This is a genomic window from Chitinophaga filiformis, assembly GCF_023100805.1.
Lineage (GTDB): Bacteria > Bacteroidota > Bacteroidia > Chitinophagales > Chitinophagaceae > Chitinophaga > Chitinophaga filiformis_B.
Map to the genome: position 1 here is coordinate 1642922 of NZ_CP095855.1, position 19271 is coordinate 1662192.

Consider the following 19271-nt stretch of genomic DNA (forward strand, 5'->3'; position numbering starts at 1 on the left):
ACAGATTCTTTTTTAAATAAAGCGTTTTCCTGGCAAGATTGTTTGCCGGAATGCCATGACGGTGAATTCGCTATATCCCGGCGGGATGTATTCTGTGCTTTTACTACTGGCAGAGTCCGGCGCCACCGGAAATAATTTGAGCCTTATGCCGGTTGAGCGGACACCCGTATATAAGTCTTTTTTGATTTGTAAAGTGTTTCTATGATCTTCCGTGGATTTTTCCATTCAAACAGGTGAATCACCCAAACTGTGAACCTGATCAGTTTTCCCGCAGGCTTTAACAACCCTGCTGCAAGTTTCCGGATGTTGGTATCCCTGGCCGCAATACATGCGGTATATTCTGCTCCTTTCTTGCCTGATAATTCTTCAGCGAAGCTCCAGGCGCCATCCCGCGCATTACTGATGCTGAACTGGATCAGGATAGACTGGTCATTGCCGGCATTTAACCCTAAAAGTGACAGGAAGGGAGATATGCGGTTGATCTCTGAAATGACCTCTCCTGTCAGAGAACCGAGGATGTTATTGATGGCATTGAAATCTTTACGGATAAGCTCAATATCCTGATCGCCTGCAGTTTCAACCGCTGCAATGCCCAGGTCCAGGTTAATGTGGGCGTTCATACCCAGCAGGAGTTGTTGCAGTACCAGTACGGAGGCTTTCTTTGTGCCTTCAAAAGCGGTAAGCCAGGAGCCGCTGGGACGCTGATTGTTTTTGTATTGTGTGACCGCTTCCAGGTAACGGTTGGCAAAGATGACGTCCAGCTTTTCCATGCGTGCGCCATCTTCGAATTCATTATTGAGGATGCCTTCCTTAACGCGGACGGTGACTTTGTGGTAGAGGGCTGCGAAGTAGCCAAGCCTGTTGTTTGTGTGTATAGCGGAGGTGATAATTTCTTCCAGTTGCTCAATGACTTCGTTGATCGTGCGGGCGGCCATGATAAGTATTTTGGGATAGCAGTAAATGGCCGTAAATGTAAAGTATTTTCATAAGAAAAGGGTTAACCGGAAGGTAGAAACCTTCCTGGCGTAACCCTCTCCATTACAAGACTTACAACACTTATCCAGCGATAAATGTGAATGAGTGTATAATAATTTCAACTTCCTGCTGATTAGATGGTGCATTACCGTTAAACAGCCAGAGGTTCATGTGTACTGGTAAAGATAAGGTGCTTACATTATATCCGGATGGCGTTGTCCATGGGAAGAATGAATTGGCTTCATCCAGGTTGTGACCATGATAGCCCTTGTAAGACACTGCGCTGCTGGTGCGTGTGAACTTATAGGAACTATAAGTGCCGTTCAGCCCCAGCTCATAGGTCTGTGATACATTACCTGAGCCGGAAGCGGGATACACGGTATAATTGAAGTTATTCCATGCATTGTTTCCCCAGCGGGCAAACTCGATGTCTACCTCATGGTGGCCGTCATCACCTGCTTTGTAATTGAACAGGCCCAGTACGATGTTTTTGTCCAGTTTATCAACAGCGCCTTCTATTTTCCATATATAAGAACCGTACCCGAAATTTTGCAGGGAAGTTACCTCAGCGCATAACCACCTGCCGGTAGCCGCATCTTTCCTGATCTTCAGATGCAGGTGCCCTTCGCTGTCTACCCATACATTGCTGGAACTCCAGTAGTTAGGGCCGGGACCAGAAGAGCCCTGGTCTCTTACTTCCCAGGTATAACCGCTGAAACTAAGGGTAGTGGCAGCCTTACGGGCCCCGCCATCTGCGGTTGCAGTTGTCAATGAGGTATCAGTTTTCGTGGCAGCTTCTTTGCTGCAGCTTGTAAAAATGGCTAATGCCGCAATAATGATTGTGAGCTTTTGCATAAAATAATGGTTTATTTTAAGGATCTAAAATTTTGGCATGCCAGTATTATGACATTTGGAGAAGGGGTATACTTTGATGCAAATGAGAAATTTTTTTATGAAAATAGCAGGCATTCATTTACAATAAGTTATAAGTCCGGGTATCATAAGGTAATAAACAGGACCGTGTACATGATGGTTTTACACTGATGAATAGTTGCTGTATGTAATTGCGGATGACCGGATGCTATTAGCTTCACCCCGCTATCTGCCATGCTTAGTTTTGCACGGAAGTGTGTAACCATCCCGGGTACCTGTGTTAAAAATCCAACTGCTGAAGCCCCAATAAACATGATATGTCCTGTATTAACCTGGTTACTGTTGCTGCTACCAGCGATACAGCAGACGACCTGCATGCGAATCGGCAAAGGCTGTATCCAATCCATTATTTCGACATGTCTGTATGCACAATTATGGAGTAGCAACTGTAAATGCCTAGACTTGTAAACGGCTCAATGTCTCTCTTGATACACCGATATATGCAGCAATAAGGGCTTTAGGTACACGCTGGAACAGGGAGGGATATTGTTCGAGCAATTGCTGGTACCTCGATTGGGCATCATTCTTCAATAGGGCCATTACTCTTTTCTGCATGCTGACAAATCCGGCCGTGATCTTCAGGCGGCAAAAACGTTCGAACTGGTGTATCTCATCGCATAGTCGTTGCCTGTCGGCGTACGATATGTATAGCAACTCCACATCTTCCAGGCACTGGATAATAAAGGACGATTTACCATCGGTATGTAATGCTGTATAATCAGACACCCACCAGTTTTCCATGGAGAATTGCAGGATATGTTCCTTCCCGCTGTCATCGATCGTGAAGGTTTTCAGTAATCCTTTTAACACGAAATACTCGTGGTTAACAATATCTCCTGGCTGAAGGATGATGGAATGTTTTTTAAATTTCCTTGGATGATAACAGGAACCTATACGCTCAGCTTCCGCATCGGTCAATTTGACTAACTCCTCAAAGTGTTTTCTAAGCGCAGGATGCATACAGATCTGTTGAATGGATCAAACTTAACAAAAAATATGGTGTGATCTACATCACATCAAATGTGTGAGCCAGGTCCTTGGGTGGTGGACCCGCATGAACCTAGCTTTGTAAAAAAAACAAATATATGAAAACGAAGATCAAATGTGTGGCAGCATTCCTGGGCTTGATAGCATTGGCTTTTTCCAGTATGACGGTAAACGCCCAGAACAAAAAGTCTAAGAAGGTGCTGATGGTAGTGACCTCTTTTCAAACGGTGAACGCTGATGTAAAAACCGGTCTCTGGATGGAAGAATTTGCTGCTCCTTATTATTATCTCGTAGAACATGGAGTGCAGGTAACAGTGGCTTCTCCTAAAGGAGGAAAGACGCCTATTGATTCAGCAAGTATCAGCGAACAGCTGATCGCACCTGTTTCAAAAAGGGCACTGAATGATCCGGAAGCACAGCGATGGTTGAACAATACTGTTAAACTCAGCACCGTAAAGGCAAAGGATTATGACGCTGTATTCTACCCCGGCGGCCATGGACCCACCTGGGACATGCCTGACAATGCAACCTCCATTGCTTTGATCCAGTCATTTGTAGAACAGCAGAAGCCAACTGCTTTTGTTTGTCATTCTGCTGCCGCCTTGAAAAATGTAAAGACCAAAACCGGGGAATACCTGCTGAAAGGTAAAACTGTTACAGGCTATTCCAACGATGAGGAAACAGCAGGACAAACAGGCGCAAAAGCCGCTTTCCCGCTGGAAGACATGCTGAGAGAACGTGGTGCCAACTATCAAAAGGCAGCCGAAAAATGGACCTCTTTTACCGTGCAGGATGGTTTACTGATCACAGGTGAAAACCCAGCTTCATCGGAGGCTACAGCAGAAAAACTGGTGGCTGCGCTTAATATTAAAATTAAATAACCTGCCTGCCAGTTTTTAAGTATACCGGGCGGCCTGCAGGTAGCCCGGTATACCAGGTCTGACCGTTAACGTGAACAAGTAAATATGAACTTCACTGTTATAAATAGATTCGGGAGTATACCCTTTTATTGAGAGAATGATGTAAGTGGTTCCTGAACCGGGGCAGGTATTGCCTGAAGGGCAGCAGCGTATAAATATGCTGGACCGGGTTAGGCGAGGATTGAGTATATTCCCGATTAGATTGTGTGTAAACAAAAAGCTGTCATCTATGATAGCTTTTTGTTTTTTATCTTGTATACCATCAACCCTTCAAAATACCACGTGCTATGAAAATGTTAACTGTATTACTATCCATTTTGATCTGTGCCCATCATCTGGTACAGGCCACCAGTCTTCCTGACTACCTTACTGTTACACTCAGAAATGCCAAGAGTAATAAGTACCTGGAAGTTAGCGGTGATCCCCTCCGGAACGAGAAATATAAAGACAGCGTTGCCCTGCAGCAATGGGAACTCTCGATTTCCCGCGGCGATACGGACCGCTGGCAGAAATGGCATTTGATCTATCAGATCACTGTTAACGGTACCAGGTACTATCATATCCGTAACCTGCACAGCGGTAAACTGGCCGATGCGAATGGAACCATTGTTCAACAGCTGGCAGCGCTTCCACAAACAAGTGACAGGCAGCTATGGAGATTGGAAGACAAGGGCAACGGACGATATATGATATTCAATAAAGGCAGCGGACTGGCTTTATCACTGGAAGGAGGAGCGACGGGGAACGGCGTGAAAGTGATTCTCGACAGACTAAATACTGATGGCAGGCAATCCTGGATGCTCAGCGTAATTGCAAACGATACCTATCGTGATGATGAGGTGGTGCGTTTCTTTAACCGGAATAATACCACACAAGGTTCAGCCGCTTTCGATCAGGGAAATAGTATTCCGCTCATCTGGGGCGCTAATAACGGAAAAGTGCTTTGGGTAACGCAGGATGCCTGGGATGGCGTTCAGCTGCAATCCAATAACATGTTCCGGTGTGGCGATTTCCACAGGTATAGTAATTCCGTGTTGATCCAGCCGGCCAGAGCAGATTGGAACCCGGAGCATACGCCGAATATGACCATCAATAGCAGTACTTCCGGTAAGCCCCGGCAGGTGTTCAATATACAGCCAGGTACCTCCTGGAGCTGGGCTGGTCCGGGCATAGAGATCAATGATAAGGTGTATGTGCATTGCGGGGAAGGACAAGGGTTGGATATTACCGGGCAGTCGCTTTACCAACTAACACAGAGCACAGGCACTGAATGGAAAGTGGAGCGTAACATGCCGAACGGATTGGATAGCCAGAAGATCATCACTTATTCCTGTGGTATGGTGAAGCCGGGAGATGGATATGTGTATGTTTTTGGTAAGGAGGGTATCAGCTTCAACTATGCGAGTTATGTGCATGTGGCCAGGTTCCCCGAGGGCAATCCGCTGCTATGGGAGTATTATAATGGGAGCGGATGGACGGGGCGTCCCAGTCCGGGAAGTACAGCTAGAATTGCGGATGGGAGAGGAACTGTGAGCGTTGCTTACCTGAATGGTAAATATATCCTGATGACGATGGATCAGGGTTTTGATTGTGACACTGCCAGGAATATTTACATCGCTACTGCCAGTTCCCCGACAGGGCCGTTTTCAGGGGAAACGCTGGTATACACTATCAAAGAATATTTTAAAGGACAATATGCACGATACTATACACCTGTTATTCATCCGGAGTTTGACAATGGCAGAAATGAACTGCTGTTGTCTTATTGTCTGAACTTTTCGGCGTGTAAGCTGGAATCCTGCGAAGGGGAGTGGCTGGATCCTTATTATTACCGGGTAAAAGGAATAAGGGTACCATATGCAAAGATCGGCCTTTGATTATCGTCTGCTACCGGATACTGGTTTTGCAGCAATGAAATAGCATATGGCTAAATAAACCGCTGCATAAACAAGGATATATAAGTCGGAGGCACTGCGATAATAAGACCAACTGGAAGGCAGATAATCCCTGGAGAAGCTGGTAAAAAAGACATATATAGCTTCCCTGAAGAGGCAGAATGTGTAAACCGCGATCAGCATCAATGTAAAGAAGACAGATCGCCGCAGCTTGGGGAAAAACGTTAAGAGGCCGGCCGCCAGGTGAAGAGCGCCGATCGGCACTAAACTGGTGGTATTAGCGCTATGTGCCGGGGCTTTGCGAAGGTCAATGGCCAGGAATACAAGCATAAGAATACCAGCAAGTGCCACAATAATGTTTGCAGTGGACAGGTATCTGGGCCTTATTTTTCTTAAATGCCTGTTAAAGCCGGACATCAGGAGAAAGCACAGGCTGGAGATGCAATAGGCCAGGAGTAGGGTAGCCAGGATAGGGATTATCATATTCTAAAAATAAGCAAAAGGACTTGATAAAACATAATCGCCAGCCTCTTTCAGGCTGGCGATTTTTAATATTAGGCGCCCATAAGGTCGTCTTGTTTTTCTGTGACAGCTTTCTGTCTGAATACCAACTCTTTGAAACTACCTTCATTGAGTACGGTATCTTCCTGGCCAAAGTGGCGAAGCATGTAGTAGCGGTCATTCTCCTTATTTTCTGTACGCAACCAGAGTGCTTCAAGGTTGAGCGCCGGGAATTTCAGCACGCTCAGTTCACCTTCTATCTCTTTTTCCTGTAAGCTGGATTTTATTTTTTCCATGCCATGTTCAATACGATGGAAGTAATTGTCGTCAGTGCTTACTTGTAATACCTCCGGATTTTCTTCCGAGGTAGCAAGGTCGTAAAGTGCTACCGGCTTTTTCTGATCCAGTTCTATCACACGAAGGGAACTGGGTCTTTCGGGAATGGCAATGTCCCTGTCGATGTCTTTCAGTCCGATGACATATGCATGATGGGCAAAGCTCAATTCCAGCTCGGCAGCGCTCTTGTCGGCCTTTAGATTAGGACGCTGTAAACGGATCAGCGGGCGAACCTCAGGGATTGGCTTGAGTAATTCCGGTTTGAATACGAGGTCTTTGATCCACATAAAGTAAAAGTGTTTTTTCGTGATGTAGCTATGTGTCCAGGAACCGCTGCCCTGATAGTTGGTGGAAAACTGGCTAACGGTGAGTACGCTCTTGCCATAGATCGGGTCGTCAATATGGAAATACTTCGTGTTTAATATTTTTGACACACCGTAAATGGCCATAAAATGTCCACCACCGCCAGACCAGCCTATGCGGGTACCCACCACAAGGCCGGCATCTATTTGCTCTTTAACGGCTTCCCAGGTCATTGTACCGCTTCTCAGTTCGACGAAGTTCTTGGTACGTGTCAGCGCCTTGTCGAGGTACCAGGGTACATTACAAGGGCCGGGAACCGGTGATGTACAGCAGGTCTGTCCGAGTTCGGCAGAGGCGATCTTACATTGTGTCCACGGATTTAGCAGTGCTGAATAGAAGAAGGACACACTTTTGGAGGTCGCCGCCCAGCACCAGTTGGACTGTGTCTGTGCTTCCATATTAAAGTTAAGCACTGTACTTGAGTAAAAGATGTTCCAGAGGTATAATTCATCTACAAAAGGTTTGTGAATTACCTGCTCCTGAAGATTTGTGAAATTCATGATGTATAATGTTTGGGGTTGAAAAATCAGTAGCTCGTTGTGGAATGTGAGAACAAAATTACCTGCTTTGGTAATTTTTGAAAAGCGTAAAAATACCTGATTTATATAGGTGTTAACCGTACATTCAGCGCACACATCTATGGCGGCTGTGGTTTCACGGTATGGCCGACAGTTATCTCAGGCAATAATACTTTCGTTCATATCGACATACCGGGCGGAAGAATTGTCCTGACAAAATTCAGCGGAATTTGGCGGTGAAGCCTGAGCGATCCGTTCCTGGGAATCGTTGGATGTGCTACAGGACGCAGATTTAATTAATTGCTGATGGCAGTATTTGTATAAATTTTGTCCTTATTTGCCCTGGTGCCAGCGTTACTTTTACACAAAATCATATAAAACATGGGAAAAGATGATACTACTCTCACTGTTGCTGATACAAAGAATGGTGAGCACTACGATCAACCTTTGAAGGTGGGATTTTTGGTGTATGAAAACCAGGACCAGATCGACTTTACAGGGCCTTTTGAAGTACTATCCCGGATGACGGACATTGAAATATATGTTATTGCTAAGTCGCTAACCCCCGTGAAAGATATCAAACGATTGACAATAACTCCCGATACAGCAATTGCCAATGCCCCGGAACTTGATCTGTTGGTGGTTTCCGGCGGGTTTGGACAGCATGATCTAATGCATGATACGGAGGTGTTATCTTTTATCCACAAACACTATCTGTCCGGAAAATATATCATGTCCGTATGTACGGGAGCGCTTTTGTGCGGTGCTGCCGGAATTTTGGAGGGAGTACGGGCAACGACCCATTGGGCATCATGGGAGTTCTTAAAATATTATGGAGCGATACCGGTGAAGTCGAGATATGTGGTTGACGGCAAATTGTTAAGTACCGCGGGCGTCACGGCTGGTATTGACGGCGCATTGAAACTGGTATCAATACTCAGAGGTGAGGCGGAAGCCAAAGAGATCCAGCTGGAATTGGAGTATGCCCCTGATCCTCCTTTCAACAGCGGCACTCCTGAAACAGCGGAGCAAGCGACTATTGAGGCTTATTACCGGCGGTATGGGCATATTAAGCAATTGCGTGAAGAAGATGCGATACAATTTGCTGCCGGAGCGGAAAACAATCCTGGGTATAGGATTGGTTAATTGCTGGGGCAAAGATCTTACCCGACGCTACATGATATGCTGCTAAAAAAGCTGCTCATAAGGGCACAATCACTGGTATGTACGCCAGACAAACCGAACTATTTTATGCAGGATTTCAAAATAACAAGCGGCTGATTAAAATGTATATCGCATTGATATGTAAGCAGTAATGGTGCTTTTTGTGTTGGTTTCCTCTGTATATTGCATTTATGTTTGGGCTTGATAAATATCAATATACAGCTGACAAAAGCTTTATGGCTTATCATTTTATTAGTAACGGGCCACAGGGTGCAATACAAAAGATCGCTAAATTTAATCTGCTCGATGAGCACCTTTACAATTTTGGGTTCGGTGACTTAGATCCTGCAACAGGAGATATTTCCGATACTGCTATAAGCGATAATAAAGATGTAGATGTTATAATGGGGACACTTGGCTCAATCATTTATGATTTTACCAATTTGTTCCCTAATTCACTTATCTCTGTTCAAGGAACTAACAAGGCGAGAACCCGGTTATATCAGATGAATATAAATAAACATTGGGAGCGAATTGAACCGGTCTTTGAAGTATACGGATTAGTAGAAGACGATCACTGGGAGCCTTTCCAAAAAGGAGTAAATTATCAAGCATTTTTAGGATATCAAAAAGGGAGTTTTAGCTTTTGATCACCAGGCAATTAGATAGGTTTTTAGAAGTAGGTAAAAATAATTAACTTCGTGTTATGTCAAATAAGTCAAAAAAGAGAGGAATTACTAAGGTCGGTATCAAGCCATTGGTTGCCGTAGATCCTACATTGCCTTCATTTGAGGGACATCCTTTTTTTGAGAAAAAGGCCCAGGCTGTAAAAAGACTTCTTAAAAAGGTAGGGCTTCCTTCGCACCTTAATCCCAGGCTCCGTTAATAACAGTCTGCTTGCTGTAGCGAATCGTTATTGTGGGCGTGGTAAATTCATCTGCGTAAAAAAAGCCATCCCGTTTAAGTGAGACGGCTTTTTAATACTTTGCTTATCGTGCTATCTCCTGCACCAATACGCAGATATTCCCTGCGTATCTGTATCTACGCCACATGTCCCGAAAAGGGCATTGCAGCCTGTTCACTTCTGCAAAAATCATGAATTAGTTCAGCCACTTTTTCGGGTTGTTGTACCATTATCAGATGCCCTACCCGTGGAATAACCACCATTCTGGAGCCAGGTATTATTGCTACCAGTTCAGCCTGCAATCGTGAGGGGGAGTCTACAATATCATTTTCGCCGGCAATTATCAGTGTTGGTATATAAATAGATGATAATCCGGCAGACACATCCTCCGTCAATGCTGCGGCAGGCCATCCCAGCCGGGATGCTGTATTGTGCCGTTGCATATCCTCCACTATGGTTTGTCTGACAGTTGGTGTTAAATCCGGGGCGTTAAATACGTGATCGATTGTCTGATTGATATTATCCAGGCTGGTATATGCATTTTCCATGCCCAGTACCATTTCCGCTGGCAGGATAGTGGAAACGGCGGGAGATGGAGCGACCAGGATTAATTTTTTTAGTCCGGCAGGCTTTTTTGCCGCAATTGCCTGGGCAATCTTTCCACCCATTGAATGACCTACTAAAATGTAATTGTTCAGTTGCAGCTGACTAATGAGACCTGATACGTCATCTGCCAAAGACTGGATATCATATCCGGTTTGTGGTTTGTCTGATTCGCCCCATCCGCGCAGATCCATTCGAATACAGCGATAATCTTTCTTTAATAGATCAGAGACTTGTTTCCAGGTCCTTGAAGATCCACCCCAAAAATGAAGGAATATTAAAGCGGGATGGTTGTTCCCTTCACTTTCTACCAATAGCCGGACATCATTTACTTGATAATACATATGATCTTAGTTTTTACAGATCAAAGGTCAATTTAATGGCTAGGCAGAAAAAGGTGTAAAAGTCCCATTTAGTGGTAAATTATTGCCCGTCAGAAGGGTGATGAAACTTCCGGAATGCAGTAGGGCTTTTCCCCGTATGTTTTCTGAAAAACTTGATAAAGTTAGTTGGATCTGTGAAGCCGAGAGAATAGCCAATGCTTTTACCAGCCTCATTATTGTAGATTAATAATCGTTTAGCTTCCAGCAACAATCTCTCGTTTATTAACTGCTTTGGAGTTTGCCCGGAAAGTCTTTGTGTGACACGGGCGAGCGCTTTCCCTGAAAGATTTAGTTGTTCAATGTAAAAGGCAACTGACTGCTGCTCCTTAAAGTGTTTCTCCAAAAGATCTTTAAAATTAAAGAAAACTTCAAGGTGGTTGTCTGAAACAGTAGCCTTATTCGTAATCAGGCCAGCTTCACGTTCTGCCTGTAATAAAAAGTTTGCAAGGTGATTTCTCAATATCAATGGCTTATAGCTGTCGAGTACTGTTTGCTCTTGCTGTTCAATCAAATTCCAGAACTCTTTCAAGGTATTTGATTCCTCTAACAGGCAATATTTGTTATTATCATATTGATTGAACAATGAAGTTCTGGTTAAAAAATTATTGTCACTAACAGTAATAGAAAAGAAGGTATCTGTAAAAAGCAGCACTTTAGCTTTAAAGTGGGTATGCTGATCAAAGAACTGCAACCTGTTTTTCCCTACAAAAAGAAAGCTGCCGGGCTTAATTGTTATAGGTATAAAATCGATCATGTGTGTTGGAGTGCCTTCAATGAACCATAGCACACAGAAAAAGGACGCTCTGTGAGGCGAGGTCAGGCTTTGGCTTTCCAGCACATAACGATTGTCGATAGGGATGGTCTCTATACCGATGGGCATAGTATCATCAAATTGAAGAGGTATGATTTTTCCTGGTTGCATATAATGTGCAACGATACGAAAGTTCAACCTATTAAAGCCAGAACCTTGCCTGAGTGCTTTTGACGATTGAAGAGGGGCATCACTTGATGTATCGTTTTCCGGTGCAACAGGCCGGACATATGTTCGATCTGGTATCATCTTTGGGTGGTAAGAACAGTTGGCGGAGGGCTGCAACTATTTGCCCGCAGAGGTATGGCAGCTTCGAATTGCAGACTTAACATAATTAAAATCTTGTTACTAATGGCAACTTTCATCAAATCATCAATTGAGCAGACATCCGGACGGGTTGTTAATCTTGATCTTGTGACGCATATTAATGCAGGAAACGGCGAAAGCGGAGATTACCAGATACGGTTTTACTTCAGTAAGGAGCATTACGAGATCTGGTCCTATGAAGATGAGTCAGCGCGGGACAGGGACTATGACAATGTTCTTTCTGGACGGGTTAAAACATTGAATAGGTTGGATATTTAAAATCACTCCATTAATTTTCTTCCTGCGTACGTTGAGGTGGGAGCCTTTTCGAGTTCATTTCATGTGTAAAAGGCAGGCAAACAATCCTTTCGTTTCCATGCTGAGATGCTATCAAATTATGCCACGGCGGCCGGCAAACTGATTTCTTTCCTTTATATCGGAAGGAGGATATGGGATTTTTTTGAAAAGTTAGTATTGTATAAATAGAAAAGGGAACATCATCCGATGTTCCCTTTTCTTCGTGTTGGTACCGCGTACGGGAGTCGAACCCGTCATTCCTCCGTGAAAGGGAGGCGTCTTAGCCGATTGACCAACGCGGCTAATCCCCCTTTTGACATGATCTCATGTGTTTAGAGGACTGCAAAGGTAATCGCTATTTTGATATTTTCAAAAAAAACTTGCTTAACCTAAATTTATATTGCTTTATCCCGCTATAGCTTGTAAATTCGCTACTCAATTTTTTTCAATCTCAACAAACTCAGTGTAAAATGGGAACTACTCTTAAAATCGGTATTAATGGTTTTGGTCGTATCGGCCGCTTAGTATACCGTCAGATCTACAAGATGCCAGGTATAGACGTGGTAGCTATTAATGACCTTACAAGTCCCGCTGTATTAGCTCATCTGTTGAAGTACGATTCTGCACAGGGTCGTTTCGATTCAGAAGTTAAACATTCTGATAACGCGATCATCGTTGATGGTAATGAAGTAAAAATATACGCACAGAGAGACCCTTCACAGATTCCCTGGAAAGAGCATGGTATTGATGTGGTGATTGAATCTACAGGTTTCTTTACAGATAAAGATAAAGCAGCCGCTCACCTGACTGCCGGCGCTAAGAGAGTAGTGATCTCTGCTCCTGCTACCGGCGATCTGAAAACAGTAGTTTTCAACGTGAACCATGATATCCTGGATGGTAGCGAAACTATCATTTCCTGCGCTTCATGTACTACCAACTGTCTGGCGCCAATGGCTAAAGTACTGGATGACAGCTTCGGTATCGAACTCGGTACTATGACCACCATCCACGCTTACACCAACGACCAGAACACACTGGATGCTCCTCACCCGAAAGGTGACCTGCGCCGTGCACGTGCTGCTGCCGCTAATATCGTTCCTAACAGCACCGGCGCTGCTAAGGCGATCGGCCTGGTTCTGCCTTCCCTGAAAGGTAAACTGGATGGTAGCGCTCAGCGTGTTCCAACTATCACCGGCTCCCTGACTGAACTGGTTACCGTTCTGAAGAAAAAAGTAAGTGTTGATGAGATCAACGCAGCAATGAAAGCCGCTTCCAGCGAATCTTTCGGTTACACTCAGGACGAGATCGTGAGCAGCGATATCATCGGTATCACCTACGGTTCCCTGTTTGATGCTACACAGACCAAGATCGTTGCTGTGGGCGACAAACAACTGGTTAAGACCGTATCCTGGTACGATAACGAAATGAGCTATGTATCTCAGCTGGTACGTACTGTTAAGTACTTCGCCGGTCTGATCAGCAAATAAGCTTATTGCTATACTGTAAGTGGTGAATGGTAAATGGTGATTCTATACACCATTCACTGTTCACCATTTATATTTTATTCTCAGATTTACTTCTCCATCTTTTAAAATAATTGCAAATGAGTCAATTCTCCGACTTCAATTTTAACGGCCATAAGGCAGTGGTACGTGTTGATTTTAACGTGCCCCTCAATGATAAATACGAGATCACCGACGATACCCGTATGACGGCTGCCGTGCCAACTATCAAGAAAATCCTGAAAGATGGCGGTAGCGTGATCCTCATGTCTCACCTGGGACGTCCGAAAGATGGTCCTACCGAGAAGTATTCCCTGAAACACCTGGTTTACCACCTGGTAAAACTGCTGGATGGCGTTACCGTGAAGTTTGCTGAAGACTGCATCGGTCCCGTAGCAGAATCCGCAGCCGCTAACCTGCAGGCCGGAGAAGTGCTCCTGCTGGAGAACCTGCGTTTCTATAAAGAAGAAGAAAAAGGTGATAAAGCCTTTGCAGAAAAACTGTCCAAACTGGGCGATGTCTACGTGAACGATGCCTTCGGTACCGCTCACCGTGCACACGCTTCCACAGCTGTTATCGCTGAGTTCTATCCTGCTAACAGGCGTATGTTTGGTTTGCTGATGGAAGCAGAAGTAGGTAACGCTGAGAAAGTGCTGAACGGCGCCGGCAAACCTTTTACCGCTATCCTGGGTGGCGCTAAGGTGAGCGACAAGATCCTGATCATCGAAAACCTGATGGAAAAAGCCAACAACATCATCATCGGTGGCGGTATGGCTTATACCTTCCTGAAGGCACAGGGTAAAGAGATCGGTAACTCCCTCTGCGAAAATGATAAGCTGGAACTGGCGCTGGAACTGCTGGCTAAAGCAAAAGCGAAAGGTGTTCAACTGATCCTGCCTGTGGATTCAGTAGCTGCTGATAAATTTGCTGCTGATGCCAATACCCAGGTGGTAAGCAATGATAACATTCCTGCCGGATGGATGGGACTGGACATAGGAGAGAAATCCGTAGCGCTGTTCAGCGAAACGATCCAGCAGTCAAAAACTATCCTGTGGAATGGTCCTATGGGTGTTTTTGAAATGCCGGCTTTCCAGAAAGGTACTAAAGCAGTTGCTGATGCTATCGTAACCGCTACTGCACAGGGTGCATTCTCCCTGGTAGGTGGTGGTGATTCCGTAGCTGCGGTAAACCAGTTTGGCCTGGCTGAAAAAGTAAGTTACGTATCTACCGGTGGTGGCGCTATGCTGGAATTCTTTGAAGGTAAGACCCTTCCAGGTATTGCTGCTATCAAAGGATAATCGTTACATATCATATTGTAAAACGCTTGACGCCGTATGCAAATAGCATGCAGCGTTAAGCGTTTTTTTGTATCTTGACTGTATGAGCAAACTTTACAGGCATCTATACTTCCAGGTAGTCGTTGCAATTATCCTAGGCATACTCGCCGGCGCCCTATTCCCCTCCATCGCTGCTACAGGTAAATTAATGAGTGAAGTCTTCATTAACCTCATCAAGATGCTCATCGCACCGATCATCTTCCTGACCATCGTACTGGGCATAGCCCGCATGGGAGACATGAAGAAAGTAGGTCGTGTAGGAGGGAAGGCAATATTGTATTTTGAGATCATTACCACCCTGGCCATTGCCATAGGCTTGCTCGTAGCAAATGAACTGAAGCCGGGTGTGGGAAGAGCCTTTGAGAACATCAATACCGCTGCTGTTGCGAAATACCAGCAACAGGCCGAAGAGTTTAAGTGGTCAGAGTTCCTCATGCATATCGTGCCTTCCAACGTGGTGGATTCTTTTGCAAAGGGAGACATCCTGCAGGTACTGATCTTTGCCGTATTGTTTGGGTATGGCCTTACCAGGATGAATAGCGCCGGGGCTTCGCTGTTGCTTACTTTCGAGAAATTGTCCGAAGTGTTTTTCAACATCCTGAAATTTATCATGCGACTGGCCCCGCTGGGCGCCTTTGGCGGAATGGCCTATACGGTAGGCAGCTTCGGATTGGCGTCTTTGTACCCTATGCTGAAACTGATGGGTTGTGTATACCTTACCATGCTGCTGTTCATAGGCATAGTACTGGCTGGTATTGCGCGTATTTACCGTTTCAGCCTCTGGCATTACCTTAAATTTATCCGCAATGAGATACTGATCGTACTGGGCACTTCGTCTTCCGAATCCGCATTGCCCGGTCTGATGGCACGGCTGGAACAATTTGGATGCGCCAGGCAGATAGTGGGACTGGTAGTGCCAGCCGGCTATTCCTTCAACCTGGACGGCACCAGTATTTACCTTTCTATGGCTGTGATATTCCTGGCTCAGGTCTATGGTGTAAATTTGGACATCTGGCAGGAGTTGACGATCATCGGCATATTGATGATAACCTCAAAAGGAGCTGCTGGTATTACTGGCAGCGGATTTATTGTACTGGCATCTACCCTTACAGCTATAAAGGTGATCCCCATCGAAGGGCTGGGCATTCTGATCGGTGTAGACCGCTTTATGTCTGAGGCGCGGGCTATTACTAACCTTATCGGCAATGGTGTGGCCACCATCGTGATGGCCAAAAGTGAAAATGCTTTTGATGAAGAGAAATACCGTGCTGCTATTGGTATAGCCGGGGTGCAAAAAACAATTTAACGCTTTCACCACTTGATGAAACTGCATTTATCGAAACGCTTATCTGTCTCAGCCCTGCTGTTATGGCTGATGACATGGTATTGTTCGGTTGTGCAGGCGCAGGGCACTGCTTATACTTTCTCACACCTGGACCGTAAAGATGGCCTGGCCAGCAATCATGTTTCTGCCATCCTGCAGGACAGTAAAGGCTTTATATGGATCGCCAGCACTGCCTTACAGCGCTATGACGGTATCAACCTGGTGACCATTGCCAGTTTCGATAAAGTACCGGGCTCTATTTATTATGACGATATCTGTCTGTGTGAAGACAACAAAGGAAGGATCTGGATGGGGGCTCCGGATAATATCCGGTACTATGACCCTGCTTCATCGGCCGTATCAGTGCTCAAGATCGACATTCCTCCCTCTTTACATGGCAGCCTGAGTTGTAGCCGGATCATACAGGACCATGCCGGTGTGATATGGGTCACTACGCAGGAAGGGCTGTTGCAGTATGACGAGGTAAACCGTCATTTTATCAAGCCTGCCAACATTCCTGAAGCAATACGGGGTGACCTGTACAGTACCATCATAGAAGATGCTGAAGGCAATTTGTGGATCAGTGGACGCAGCGGTATCTATATGTTTGATCCTCCCAGGAAGAACCTCTACTATCATGCAAATAATCCCCGGCACAATCCTTTGCTCACTATCAGAAGCAGTGTCAAACGCTTTTATATAGACCGCCAGCAACGTATATGGGTGGCTGCCAGGGGAGGCGATACGCTCTATCAATATCATCCGGATACAGGTGAGCTGAAAACTTTCTCCTTTTCATTCCCTTCCGGCGATGGAAATATGGTGACAGACATCGTGTCTGACAAGGGGATGAATATATGGGTGGCTACCGAAAATGGCGGGATCTACAGGTTTAATGAAAGTACCGGCAAGTTCACTACGAACATCCGGGCGAATAATGAAGACGATCAGAGCCTGCACTACGATTTTGAGGTGAATTGTTTCCTGAACGACCGTAATGGCCGCCTTTGGATAGGAACAGATCTGGGTGTTAACATTTTAAATATGCCGGACAATTCCTTCCGCATTATGGATCATCGTACCGGGTTCAAAGGCACTACTGAGCGTTTGCCCAGGGCAGAGGTGACAGGCCTGTTCCAGGACAGCAGGGGGAATATATATGCCGGGTACTGGGGGAAGGGTGTCAGTTGGTTAAATCCCTCACTGGAGCTGAGAGGACAATTTCTGCACAGTGGCAGAGGCCCCGCTTACCAGCTGCCGGAAGAGCGGAGCCTGGTCTGGAGCTTTGCGGAGATGCCGGACGGAAAAGTACTGGTAGGGCAGGAAAATGGTCACCTTTCTGTATTTGATCCGGAAAAAGGCATTTTCGTGGATCACTATCAATCGCCGGTCTTTGGAAAGCAAACCCTGATGACGATGTTGCCGGAAAAAGATACGGCCGTCTGGATAGGATTGTATAAAAGAGGGCTCGTCAAATGGGATACCCGTACCAATGAGTTTATGCGGTATACGGCGCTGCTGGAATATGTAAAACGGCCTATAACAGTAATGGATATTGCCCGGCAGCACGATTCGCTGTTGTGGATGGCCACCAGCGATGCAGGATTGATCCGGTTTAATATTAAAACCAGGAAGGTAAGCAGTTCTACACTTTTCATGCAGGATAAATTAACTGTGAGTAATATCACCTGCATTGAGTTCCTGGACGACAGCACCCTCATTGCAGGAACGGATCATGGCCTCTGGATATATAACACCCTTAGCGGGAAAGGAAGACCCTTAATGATCAATGGCGCCCTTTTCGATGAATGGGTGCTGAACCTGCAGGTGATTGGAAATACAGGCGTATGGTTCACTACCCAATATGGTTTTTACCGCTTCAACCGCCAGCAGGGAACTATTGAGACATTTGTGCAGTCGGGAGATATCATAGACAATAACAGGAAGGTGCGGCGTTCCGTAAGCCAGTTGCGGGATGGCCGGCTGATGGTTGGTGCTTCGGATCATTTTGTCATATTTGATCCTGCTGCCCTGGAGGTGGCGCCACCTCCGCCGGATGTGACGATCCTGAGTTTCCGGGCCATGGATAGTGTGATCAATATAGGAGCGGAGGGGGGCCGGTATTCGCCGCTGACCTTATCGCACCGGCAGAATTTTATCAGTATCGAATTCAAAAGCCTGCAGTATCATCATGAATCGGTCGGGTACCTGTACCAGATGGAAGGCGTAGACGAAGAATGGGTGAAAGCGGAAGGCTTGCTGGTAGCAAGATATACCAATCTGCCACCCGGCAGTTACCGGTTCAAGGTACGCAGCGTAAATCCTGCCGGCACATTTTCAACCGGTATCACTACCCTCACAATCAACATATTGCCGGCTTTCTGGCAAACGGCCTGGTTCCGGGTCTTATGCACACTGCTCATCATAGTGCTGATCTATATCTATTTTAAACTGCGGGTGAATGCTGTGAAGAAAGAGGCCCGCCGGCGGGCGGTTATCCAGCAGCAAATTGCGCAGCTGGAAATGAAGGCGCTGCGGGCGCAGATGAACCCCCACTTTATTTTTAATGCCCTGAACTCTATCCAGACCTTTATGATGAAGCGGGAAACAGAGCAGGCATTGTCCTATCTGAGCCGTTTTGCGAGGCTGATCAGGAATGTACTGGACAATTCCCAGTTGAACAGCATTCCTATATCAAAAGAACTGAAGATGCTGGAAAATTACCTGGAGCTGGAGAAATTACGGTTTGGCGATCAGTTCAGCTATATCATTACGGTAGACGATGCGCTGGACCCTGACTTTACTGATATTCCCACCATGATCCTGCAGCCATTTGTGGAGAATGCCATCTGGCATGGCTTGTTACATAAAAAAGAGGATGGCAGGCTGTCTATTACATTCCATCAGCGGGAGGGAAGCCTGCTGTGTGTGATAGAAGACAATGGCATTGGCAGGGAGAAAGCTGCTATGCAGCGGCAGCAGGGAAATGAGCATCATTCGCGCGGACTACAGATCACCAGAGACAGATTGGCCTTGTATAACAGGCGCTTTAACCTGGAAGCCACCTTCGATATAGAGGACCTGTACGATGAGGCGGGGCAACCTGCCGGCACAAGAGTGTGTGTCTGGTTCCCGCTGACAGAAGTATAAAAGCAAGAGGCTGCCTCGCTCATATGCGGACAGCCTCTTGCTTTTATACGGTATTGAACGTT

At 45.8% G+C, this 19271-nt stretch carries 16 protein-coding genes and 1 tRNA gene; 9 read left to right on the plus strand and 8 right to left on the minus strand.

What is annotated here, in order from left to right; translation table 11 throughout:
* Positions 1-143: 143 nt before the first annotated feature.
* The 3 genes from MYF79_RS06875 to MYF79_RS06885 form a co-directional block, all read right to left on the minus strand.
* Complete coding sequence (locus MYF79_RS06875; RefSeq protein ID WP_247813163.1) at positions 144-935, minus strand: DUF5995 family protein; 792 nt, start codon at positions 933-935, stop codon at positions 144-146.
* Between the two features lie 121 nt (positions 936-1056).
* A complete protein-coding gene (locus MYF79_RS06880) occupies positions 1057-1830 on the minus strand; it encodes a glycoside hydrolase family 16 protein (protein ID WP_247813164.1) in 774 nt (257 codons plus the stop codon).
* 474 nt (positions 1831-2304) lie between these two features.
* Entirely contained in the window at positions 2305-2868 is a 564-nt protein-coding gene (locus tag MYF79_RS06885; RefSeq protein ID WP_247813165.1) for a Crp/Fnr family transcriptional regulator, read from the minus strand.
* A gap of 125 nt (positions 2869-2993) precedes the next feature.
* On the opposite strand from MYF79_RS06885, the gene MYF79_RS06890 reads away from it, so the two are divergent.
* Positions 2994-3776 carry a type 1 glutamine amidotransferase domain-containing protein gene (locus MYF79_RS06890; RefSeq protein ID WP_247813166.1) on the plus strand — a complete coding sequence of 261 codons (783 nt, stop codon included), beginning with the start codon at positions 2994-2996 and terminating at the stop codon, positions 3774-3776.
* 326 nt (positions 3777-4102) lie between these two features.
* Entirely contained in the window at positions 4103-5692 is a 1590-nt protein-coding gene (locus MYF79_RS06895; RefSeq protein ID WP_247813167.1) for an RICIN domain-containing protein, read from the plus strand.
* Here the strand turns inward: MYF79_RS06895 and MYF79_RS06900 are convergent, their stop codons facing one another.
* Both MYF79_RS06900 and MYF79_RS06905 read right to left on the minus strand, forming a co-directional pair.
* A complete protein-coding gene (locus MYF79_RS06900) occupies positions 5693-6193 on the minus strand; it encodes a hypothetical protein (protein WP_247813168.1) in 501 nt (166 codons plus the stop codon).
* Between the two features lie 71 nt (positions 6194-6264).
* Positions 6265-7410: a papain-like cysteine protease family protein gene (locus tag MYF79_RS06905; RefSeq protein WP_247813169.1), complete on the minus strand. Its 1146-nt coding sequence runs from the start codon at positions 7408-7410 to the stop codon at positions 6265-6267.
* Positions 7411-7809: 399 nt separating this feature from the next.
* Here MYF79_RS06905 and MYF79_RS06910 point away from each other — a divergent pair, with 399 nt between their 5' ends.
* Positions 7810-8574: a DJ-1/PfpI family protein gene (locus tag MYF79_RS06910; RefSeq protein WP_247813170.1), complete on the plus strand. Its 765-nt coding sequence runs from the start codon at positions 7810-7812 to the stop codon at positions 8572-8574.
* Between the two features lie 209 nt (positions 8575-8783).
* Positions 8784-9242: a DUF6934 family protein gene (locus MYF79_RS06915; protein WP_247813171.1), complete on the plus strand. Its 459-nt coding sequence runs from the start codon at positions 8784-8786 to the stop codon at positions 9240-9242.
* A 391-nt stretch (positions 9243-9633) separates the two neighbouring features.
* On the opposite strand, the gene MYF79_RS06920 is transcribed toward MYF79_RS06915, so the two are convergent.
* A complete protein-coding gene (locus tag MYF79_RS06920; protein ID WP_247813172.1) occupies positions 9634-10443 on the minus strand; it encodes an alpha/beta fold hydrolase in 810 nt (269 codons plus the stop codon).
* A 79-nt stretch (positions 10444-10522) separates the two neighbouring features.
* Complete coding sequence (locus MYF79_RS06925; RefSeq protein WP_247813173.1) at positions 10523-11542, minus strand: helix-turn-helix domain-containing protein; 1020 nt, start codon at positions 11540-11542, stop codon at positions 10523-10525.
* A 102-nt stretch (positions 11543-11644) separates the two neighbouring features.
* Between MYF79_RS06925 and MYF79_RS06930 the strand changes: the two genes are divergently transcribed.
* On the plus strand, positions 11645-11878 hold the full coding sequence (locus MYF79_RS06930) for a hypothetical protein (protein WP_247813174.1): 234 nt from the start codon (positions 11645-11647) through the stop codon (positions 11876-11878).
* Positions 11879-12123: 245 nt separating this feature from the next.
* On the opposite strand, the gene MYF79_RS06935 is transcribed toward MYF79_RS06930, so the two are convergent.
* A tRNA-Glu gene (locus MYF79_RS06935) sits at positions 12124-12198 on the minus strand.
* Between the two features lie 168 nt (positions 12199-12366).
* Here MYF79_RS06935 and gap point away from each other — a divergent pair.
* The 4 genes from gap (at position 12367) to MYF79_RS06955 (ending at position 19209) form a co-directional block, all read left to right on the plus strand.
* Entirely contained in the window at positions 12367-13383 is a 1017-nt protein-coding gene (gap, locus tag MYF79_RS06940) for a type I glyceraldehyde-3-phosphate dehydrogenase (RefSeq protein WP_199654962.1), read from the plus strand.
* A 116-nt stretch (positions 13384-13499) separates the two neighbouring features.
* Positions 13500-14696 (plus strand): phosphoglycerate kinase, encoded by a 1197-nt coding sequence (locus tag MYF79_RS06945; RefSeq protein ID WP_247813175.1) that lies wholly within the window; start codon positions 13500-13502, stop codon positions 14694-14696.
* Positions 14697-14778: 82 nt separating this feature from the next.
* Complete coding sequence (dctA, locus tag MYF79_RS06950; RefSeq protein ID WP_247813176.1) at positions 14779-16041, plus strand: C4-dicarboxylate transporter DctA; 1263 nt, start codon at positions 14779-14781, stop codon at positions 16039-16041.
* A gap of 15 nt (positions 16042-16056) precedes the next feature.
* Positions 16057-19209 (plus strand): sensor histidine kinase, encoded by a 3153-nt coding sequence (locus MYF79_RS06955; RefSeq protein WP_247813177.1) that lies wholly within the window; start codon positions 16057-16059, stop codon positions 19207-19209.
* Positions 19210-19271 lie beyond the last annotated feature (62 nt).

What these genes read in the sequence shown, in the direction of transcription:
- MYF79_RS06875 (WP_247813163.1), bottom strand. Translation starts at nt 935, where the DNA reads ATGGCCGCCCGCACGATCAACGAAGTCATTGAGCAACTGGAAGAAATT.
- MYF79_RS06880 (WP_247813164.1), bottom strand. Translation starts at nt 1,830, where the DNA reads ATGCAAAAGCTCACAATCATTATTGCGGCATTAGCCATTTTTACAAGC.
- MYF79_RS06885 (WP_247813165.1), bottom strand. Translation starts at nt 2,868, where the DNA reads ATGCATCCTGCGCTTAGAAAACACTTTGAGGAGTTAGTCAAATTGACC.
- MYF79_RS06890 (WP_247813166.1), top strand. Translation starts at nt 2,994, where the DNA reads ATGAAAACGAAGATCAAATGTGTGGCAGCATTCCTGGGCTTGATAGCA.
- MYF79_RS06895 (WP_247813167.1), top strand. Translation starts at nt 4,103, where the DNA reads ATGAAAATGTTAACTGTATTACTATCCATTTTGATCTGTGCCCATCAT.
- MYF79_RS06900 (WP_247813168.1), bottom strand. Translation starts at nt 6,193, where the DNA reads ATGATAATCCCTATCCTGGCTACCCTACTCCTGGCCTATTGCATCTCC.
- MYF79_RS06905 (WP_247813169.1), bottom strand. Translation starts at nt 7,410, where the DNA reads ATGAATTTCACAAATCTTCAGGAGCAGGTAATTCACAAACCTTTTGTA.
- MYF79_RS06910 (WP_247813170.1), top strand. Translation starts at nt 7,810, where the DNA reads ATGGGAAAAGATGATACTACTCTCACTGTTGCTGATACAAAGAATGGT.
- MYF79_RS06915 (WP_247813171.1), top strand. Translation starts at nt 8,784, where the DNA reads ATGTTTGGGCTTGATAAATATCAATATACAGCTGACAAAAGCTTTATG.
- MYF79_RS06920 (WP_247813172.1), bottom strand. Translation starts at nt 10,443, where the DNA reads ATGTATTATCAAGTAAATGATGTCCGGCTATTGGTAGAAAGTGAAGGG.
- MYF79_RS06925 (WP_247813173.1), bottom strand. Translation starts at nt 11,542, where the DNA reads ATGATACCAGATCGAACATATGTCCGGCCTGTTGCACCGGAAAACGAT.
- MYF79_RS06930 (WP_247813174.1), top strand. Translation starts at nt 11,645, where the DNA reads ATGGCAACTTTCATCAAATCATCAATTGAGCAGACATCCGGACGGGTT.
- gap (WP_199654962.1), top strand. Translation starts at nt 12,367, where the DNA reads ATGGGAACTACTCTTAAAATCGGTATTAATGGTTTTGGTCGTATCGGC.
- MYF79_RS06945 (WP_247813175.1), top strand. Translation starts at nt 13,500, where the DNA reads ATGAGTCAATTCTCCGACTTCAATTTTAACGGCCATAAGGCAGTGGTA.
- dctA (WP_247813176.1), top strand. Translation starts at nt 14,779, where the DNA reads ATGAGCAAACTTTACAGGCATCTATACTTCCAGGTAGTCGTTGCAATT.
- MYF79_RS06955 (WP_247813177.1), top strand. Translation starts at nt 16,057, where the DNA reads ATGAAACTGCATTTATCGAAACGCTTATCTGTCTCAGCCCTGCTGTTA.